Source organism: Kitasatospora sp. MY 5-36 (assembly GCF_001182915.1).
Lineage (GTDB): Bacteria > Actinomycetota > Actinomycetes > Streptomycetales > Streptomycetaceae > Kitasatospora.
Map to the genome: position 1 here is coordinate 1 of NZ_LFVW01000593.1, position 7084 is coordinate 7084.

At 75.1% G+C, this 7084-nt stretch carries 7 protein-coding genes; 3 read left to right on the forward strand and 4 right to left on the reverse strand.

What is annotated here, in order from left to right; genetic code table 11:
* Positions 1-32 precede the first annotated feature (32 nt).
* Both AE652_RS31005 and AE652_RS31010 read right to left on the reverse strand, forming a co-directional pair.
* Complete coding sequence (locus AE652_RS31005) at positions 33-875, reverse strand: universal stress protein (protein WP_049657535.1); 843 nt, start codon at positions 873-875, stop codon at positions 33-35.
* Positions 876-885: 10 nt separating this feature from the next.
* On the reverse strand, positions 886-1278 hold the full coding sequence (locus AE652_RS31010) for a DUF302 domain-containing protein (RefSeq protein WP_049657537.1): 393 nt from the start codon (positions 1276-1278) through the stop codon (positions 886-888).
* Positions 1279-1581: 303 nt separating this feature from the next.
* Between AE652_RS31010 and AE652_RS31015 the strand changes: the two genes are divergently transcribed.
* Positions 1582-3639 (forward strand): ATP-binding protein, encoded by a 2058-nt coding sequence (locus AE652_RS31015; protein ID WP_159028594.1) that lies wholly within the window; start codon positions 1582-1584, stop codon positions 3637-3639.
* Positions 3640-3743: 104 nt separating this feature from the next.
* Here the strand turns inward: AE652_RS31015 and AE652_RS31020 are convergent, their stop codons facing one another.
* On the reverse strand, positions 3744-3959 hold the full coding sequence (locus AE652_RS31020) for a hypothetical protein (protein WP_049657541.1): 216 nt from the start codon (positions 3957-3959) through the stop codon (positions 3744-3746).
* 329 nt (positions 3960-4288) lie between these two features.
* On the opposite strand from AE652_RS31020, the gene AE652_RS31025 reads away from it, so the two are divergent.
* Positions 4289-4906, forward strand: coding sequence for a TetR-like C-terminal domain-containing protein (locus AE652_RS31025; protein ID WP_049657543.1), 618 nt, complete (start codon positions 4289-4291; stop codon positions 4904-4906).
* A 160-nt stretch (positions 4907-5066) separates the two neighbouring features.
* Here AE652_RS31025 and AE652_RS31030 read toward each other — a convergent pair whose 3' ends face one another.
* Positions 5067-6431, reverse strand: coding sequence for an FAD-dependent oxidoreductase (locus AE652_RS31030; protein ID WP_049657544.1), 1365 nt, complete (start codon positions 6429-6431; stop codon positions 5067-5069).
* Positions 6432-6652: 221 nt separating this feature from the next.
* On the opposite strand from AE652_RS31030, the gene AE652_RS31035 reads away from it, so the two are divergent.
* On the forward strand, positions 6653-7084 hold a 432-nt coding region (locus AE652_RS31035), incomplete at its 3' end, for an MFS transporter (protein ID WP_049657546.1).

The window sequence follows — 7084 nt, forward strand, 5'->3', positions numbered from 1 at the left end:
CCCGGCCCCGCCGCAGGCGGGCACCGCCCCGGTCAGCCGTGCGGGACGAGGGCGACCGGGCACCGGACGTGGTGGATCGCGGCGTGGGCGACCGGGCCGAGGTGGGCGCCGAGGAGGGTGCGGCGGACGCGGCGGCCGACGACGAGCAGCCGGGCCCCGGCCGCCGCGTCCACCAGGGCGACGGAGGCGCTGCCCTGGATCAGGTCGGCGGTCACCGACACCTCGGGATGGCGCTCCCGCCAGGAGGTCACCTGCTCGGCGAACCGGGCCCGGTCGACGGAGGCGAGTTCGCCCAGCCCGCCGACGGCCTCGAGTGCCGTGTACTGGCTGGAGACCGGCGGCGACCAGACGTGCACCACCCGCAGCGGCGCCCGGCGCCGGGCGGCCGCGTCGAAGGCGAAGGCCAGCACGTCGTCCATCGGATGGGCGAGGTCCAGGCCCGCCAGCACCGGGCCCTCCGACTCCTCCGCCTCGGCCCGGACCAGCACCACCGGGCAGCCCGCCCGGCGCAGCACCTCCTGGCTCACCGAGCCGACCAGGAAGCCGCGCACCGCGCCCAGCCCGCGCGAGCCCAGGACGAGCAGGGCGGCCGACTTGCCGACGGCCTCCAGCGCCTCGGCCGGGTCGGTCGGGACGATCGCCGAGGTGACCGGCCCGTCGCCGGCCAGCGGGCGCAGCTCCCGCGCCCGCAGCTCCAGCCGGTCCAGGGCGTCGCGGTACGTCTCCTCGCTGCCGACCACGTCCCGGTGCGGCCAGGGCCAGGCCTCCAGGAGGTCCAGCGGGCAGCCGCGGCGCCGCGCCTCCCGGGCGGCCCACTCGGTGGCGGCGAGGCTCTCGGGCGAGCCGTCGAATCCGGCGACGACGGGTGCGGTCATGGTCTGCTCCTCATCCGCGCAGCGTGTCCAGGGCGGCGTTCAGCCGCCGCGCCGCCTCGTCCGCGACCTCGCCCAGCCCGCCCCCGGACCCGGCCAGGGCGACCATCGTCTGCGGGTCGACGGCCTCCACCACCGTGGCGTCGCCGTCCGTCCGGACCACCACGTTGCAGGGCAGCAGCAGCCCGATCCGGCGGTCGGCCTGGAGCGCGCGGTGGGCGAGGGCGGGGTTGCAGGCGCCGAGGATCAGGTAGTCCTCGACCTCCGCGCCGATCTTCTCGCGCAGCGTCGCCCGGACGTCGATGGTGGTCAGGACGCCGAAGCCCTGCTCCTTGAGCGCGGCGGTGACCGCCTCCACCGCCTGCGCGAACGGCCGGTCGAGCCGTACGCCGAGACCGTAGTCCATGGTTCCTCCGGGGGTGTCGGGTGGCCTGGGAGGTCGCGGCCCCAGTATCGGCGGACGCCGCGCCCGCCGCCTCCCGGGGCCGAGCCGCGGCGGTGCCGGTGGTGACGCACGGCGAGGACCGCCGGGCGGTGGCGGCGCTGGTCGGCAGGACCGCCGGGCCCGCGCACGGTCCGTCAGGCGGACGCCGCCGAGGCCCTCCGGCTGTCACGGGGGCCGGCGGGGGGCCGTTGCCTCATGCGCCCGGGACAACGGGTGGAGCAGACTTCAGGGATATGCAGGAGCCCGACGACGAAGGGGCGACCCATGGCCGCGGAGAGCGTGCGAAGAGCCTGGTGGCGGCCTCGGTCCGGTCCTGCGGAGCGACAACTGGCCGCGGCCGGGCTGTGCGCGCTCGTCTGCGTGGTGGCCGGCGGGCTGTGGGTCGGGTACGTGCTGAGCCACCTCGGCGCGCCCGGGGTCTCGGTGCCCACCCACGACCTGGCGGTGCTCGGGTACGGCCTCGCCGCCGTCGCCGGTGGAGTACTGCTGCACGCCCACCGGCCGGGGAACCAGCTCGGCTGGGTGCTGCTCGTGTACGGGGCGGCGACGATCCTCCCGGTCGCGGCCGAGGCCCCGATCTGGGTCGAGGGGGGCGACCCGCGCATGGTCGGGGCGGTGGTGGTGCTGTCGTCACTGTGCGACACCGTCAGCGGCGCCCTGTGGCACGCGCTGCCGCTGTGGCTGCCGTTCGGGACGCTGCCGAGCAGGCGGTGGTGGTTCGCGATCGGCGCCGTGGCCCTGTGGCGGCTGCCCCCGGCGAGCTACTACGTCTCCGAGCCGACCGTGTTCGGCCGGCCCAACCCGTTCGCGGGCAGCGGCCTCGCGCACCTGCTGCAGGGCTTCAACGACCGGATGCTCGACACCCAGCTCGTCGTGTACGTCGCGCTGACCGTCCTGGTGGTGCTCGTCCCGCTCGCGCGGATCCGCGGGGCGTCCCGGCGGCGCCGGCAGAACGTCCTGATCGGCCTCGGGGTGTACCTGCTGTGGGGCGGGGCCGAACTCGGCTACTACTTCGACCAGGGCACGGCCGCGTACACCGCGTTCGCGGTCACCTCGGCGCTGTGGACGCTCACCCTGGCCGCCGTGGTGGTCCGGGACGGGTCCTGGCGGCTCGACCGGGCCGCCCGGCGGGTGCTGACCGGCCTGCTGGTGGCCGCCGGGCTGGCCGTGGCCTTCGTGGTGGTGGCCTGCCTGCTCTCCACCATGCTGATGCCCGGGACCGGCCTCGGGGCGCTGGTGGTGGTCGCCGCGGTCTTCCTGCTCGCGACCGGCCTGCCCCGGGGCGTGCGTTGGGCCTCCGGCGTCGTCGACCGCTGGTACTACGGTTCGCGCGCCCAGCCGTACCAGGTGCTGCGCAGCCTCGCCGGGAGGGTCAGCCAGACCGTCGACCCGCAGGAGGTGCCGGCCGTGCTGTGCCGCACCGTCAGTGAGGAACTGCTGCTCCCCGGCGTGGAGTTGACCGTCTCCACGCGGAGCGGCGAACGGTCGCTGGCGGCCGTCGGGGAGCTCACCGGCGGCGGCGAGGGCTTCCCGCTGGTGCACCGCGGGGAGCGGATCGGACGGCTCGCCGTCGCCCCGCGCCCGGGGCAGCGGGCGCTCGACGACAGCGACCGCGACATCCTGCGCTCGCTCGCCGACCAGGCCGCGCCCGCCGTCGCCTCGCTCCAGCTGATGGCGGACCTGCGGGCCAGCCGCGAGCGGATCGTCGCCGCCCGCGAGGAGGAGCGGCGCCAGCTGCGCCGGGACATCCACGACGGCCTCGGCCCGCTGCTGGCCGGGCTGCGGCTGCGCCTCCAGGCCGCCGCCGCGGTGGACGACCCGGCGCTCTTCTCCGGCGTGCTGGACCGGGTCGCGGACGACCTCGCCACGGCGGTCCGGGAGGTCCGGCGGATCACCGACCGGCTCGGGCCCACGGCGCTGGGCGACTACGGCCTGTCCACTGCGCTCGGCCGGCTCGCCGAGACGTTCAGCGGCCCGGACCTCGCCGTCGCCACCCGGCTGGAGCCCGACCCGCTGCCGGCGCTGCCCGCCGCCGTCGAGGTCGCGGTCTACCGGATCACCGCAGAGGCGCTCAACAATGTGGTGCGCCACGCCCGGGCGAGCAGCGCCACGGTGTCCGTGCGGGTGGACGCCGGGCACCTGGAGCTCGAGGTCGAGGACGACGGGCGGGGCCCGGACCACGGGCTCCCGGTGCACCCGGGGGTGGGGCTGCAGTCGATGTCGGAGCGGGCCGCGGAGATCGGCGGCAGCTGCACCGTGGACGCCCTGCGGCGCGGCACCCGGGTGCACGCGGTGCTCCCGCGCAGGCCCGCGAGCGGCTGAGGGGCTGGTCCTTCCCGGCCCGGGGCCAACGAAGAGGCCCCCGGCGCGACGGGTGACGGCCGGGGGCGGGATCGGTGCTTCCGAGGAAGGGGAGGACGAGGGGGTCAGTGGCAGTTGGGGGGAGTGCAGCCGTGGGGGTGGCTGCCGGGGGATGAGCTGCTGCCGGGGCCGGGACGGTGGCTCCGTCCCGTCTCCGAGGCGCTCTCGCCGCCCCGGACCGGGCACTTGCACGCCCGGAGGGCGGCGGCGATGCTCACCGCGGCGAAGACCGCGGCGACGCCGGCGGCCATCAGCGCGGTGTTGGCCGTTCTGTCGGTCATGGGGTCCTCCACGGGGTTCCGCAGGCGGTCCGCTTCAACCCGCACCCCCATGCCACCGCCCGTCCCGCCCCAGCCGCATGAGGCCACGGTCCTGTCCCGGTCCCGACGTGCGGGAACTCCATCGGATCGAACGCATGATCGAAATTCTGTTATGCGGCGTCGGCGGGAACGGGTTCGTTCACTAACATCGACAGTGGCCCCCCGCGATGTCCGTGATATACGAAATGCTTCACCGTGCGCGCGGCCGACCAGGGATTTCCCGGAGATCCGCGGGCGAATGCGGGGAGCGACGGGGATCGAGGAAAGGCGATTGAAGAAGGTGCGCAACCATGACCGCTGAGACGGATACCGGACACGGACCGGTGACGGGCGCCCCGCTGCGGCGGCGCGGCGAGGCGCTGGAGAGCGCCATCTACGAGGCGGTCCTCCAACAGCTCACCACCGACGGCTACGCCCGGCTCACCATGGAGGGGGTGGCCGCCGCCGCCCAGACCGGCAAGGCCGCGCTCTACCGCCGCTGGTCCTCCAAGGAGGAGCTGGTCATGGACGCGCTGCGGGCCAGCCTGCCGCCCTCCGGTCCGGCCCCCGACACCGGCAGCCTGCGCGGGGACCTGCTGGAGGTGGTCACCCGGCTGCGGGCGGCGATGGTCAGCGAGCTGGGCGCCGCGGTGCGGGCCATCATGAGCGAGCTCGACCACCAGCGGGCGCACGCCTTCGTGGAGATCGTGCTGGAGCGGGTGGTCGAGCCGACGACGGCGCTGCTCGCCGAGGTGCTGGACCGCGGCACCACGCGCGGCGAGGTCCGCCCCGGGGCGGTCACCCCGCTGGTCACCGACCTGGTGCCGGCGCTGATGCTGTACCGGATCAAGATGTGCGGCGGGGAGGCGACGCAGCTCGATCCGGCGGAGATCGTGGACGAGCTGCTGCTGCCGATCGTCCGCCCCTGACGGGGGCGCTCCCGGGTACACCGGGAAATCCGCGGGCCGCCGCCGGAATCCCACGGGTGTGTTCCTGTGTTCCGGGGGGAATTCCCGTGCGATTCGGCGGTGGCGACGGCGGTGGCGGTCCGCGCCGGGCCCGGGCTCGGGCGCCCGGGCCCGCCGCGGCTCAGGCCCCGCTGTGGCGGAGCATGGACTCGCGCTCGACGACCTTGACCCGCTCGCGCTGCTCGGCCTCGCCGAGCGCGCGCTCGTGGGCGTCCAGCAGCTTCCAGCCGTCCCAGGTGGTGAAGCGGACGCCCTGCGCGCGCAGGTGCTCCTCGACGGCCGCCGGCTCCGGCTCGACGGCGCCGGGCAGGCGGTCGGCCGCGTGGTCGTCCAGCAGGCAGGCGACGGTCTCGTTGGCGTCGCCCTTGGTGTGGCCGATCAGGCCGACCGGGCCGCGCTTGATCCAGCCGGTGACGTACGTGGCGGTGCGGTGCGAGCCGTCGCCGTCCAGGACCCGTCCGGCCTGGTGCGGGACGGTGCCCGAGGCCGGGTCGAAGGGCAGCTTGGGCAGCTCGTCGGAGTAGTAGCCGACCGCGCGGTAGACCGACTGGACGTCCCAGTCGGTGAAGGCGCCGGTGCCGCGCACGTTGCCGGTGCCATCCAGCTCGGTGCGCTCGGTGCGCAGGCCGACCACCTTGCCGTCCTCGCCGAGCACCTCGACCGGGGACTCGAAGAAGTGCAGGTACACCCGGTGCGGGCGGTCGCCGACGTCGCGGATCGCCCAGTTCTCCAGCGTCGAGGCGACCAGGTCGACGTGCTTGACCGCGCGGCGCTCGGCGATCGAGCCGTCGTCGTACTCGATGTCCTCGGGGGCGACGATCACCTCGATGGTGGGGGAGTGGTCCAGCTCACGCAGTTCCATCGGGCTGAACTTGGCCTGGGCGGGGCCGCGGCGGCCGAAGACGTGCACCTCGACGGCCCGGTTGCGCCGCAGGCCCTCGTAGACGTTCGGCGGGATCTCGGTGGGCAGCAGCTCGTCGGCGGTCTTGGCGAGGACCCGGGCGACGTCCAGGGCGACGTTGCCGACGCCGAGCACGGCGACCTTCTCGGCCTCCAGCGGCCAGGTCCGGGGCACGTCCGGGTGGCCGTCGTACCAGGAGACGAAGTCGGCCGCGCCGTAGGAGCCGTCGAGGTGGATGCCGGGTATGTCCAGGGCGCGGTCGGCCATCGCGCCGGTGGAGAAGACCACGGCGTCGTAGAAGCGGTGCAGGTCGTCCAGGGCGAGGTCGTTCGGGTAGTCGACGTTGCCGAACAGCCGGACCTGGGGCTTGTCGAGCACCTGGTGCAGGGCGGTGACGATGCCCTTGATGCGCGGGTGGTCGGGGGCGACCCCGTAGCGGATCAGACCGAACGGGGCGGGCATCCGCTCGAACAGGTCGATGGAGACACCGGGGTCCTGGGCGGCGTCGGACTTCAGCAGGGCATCCGCGGCGTAGATGCCGGCGGGGCCGGCTCCGACGATCGCGACTCGGATCGGGCGGGGCATGACGAGTGGTCCTCCGGTCGGGCGCGATGCAAACGTGGTCTGAACCTTTGTAGCAAACCCTACGGATGACCTGGGAAGTAGGTGGTGATGATCTATGAGGTCATAGGGCTGGCCTATGGCCTCGGCGCGGGTCCGACCGGGGCTCCGACGGCGTCCCGGCGGTGTCCCGGCGGCTTCGGCGGGGCCTACCGGCGGCCCGGGCGGGCCGGTAGCGTCGCCGGGTGACCACCACCACCGCCTCCGCGGCGGGCTCCGGCCGCGCCCGGCCGCCGCTGGTGACGTGGGCGCTGCTGGTGCGCCTCGTCTCCCTCTTCGGCTGCACCACCGGGTTCAACCTGCTGCTCTCCGCCGTCCCGTTGTACGCCCAGGAGTCCGGCGGCGGCGAGCACGCGGCGGGTCTGGCCACCGGCGCGCTGATGTTCGCCACCGTGGTCGGCGAGCTCGCCACCCCGTCGCTGACCGCGAGGTTCGGCCACCGCTGGGCGCTGGCGGCCGGGCTGGTGCTGCTGGGCGCGCCCACCCTGGCGCTCGCCTGGACCGGCGGCATGGCGGCCGTGGTCGCGGTCTGCCTGCTGCGCGGGCTCGGCTTCGCCGTCGCGCTGGTCGCGGGCGGGGCGCTGACCGCCGCGCTGATCCCGGCCGAACGGCGCGGC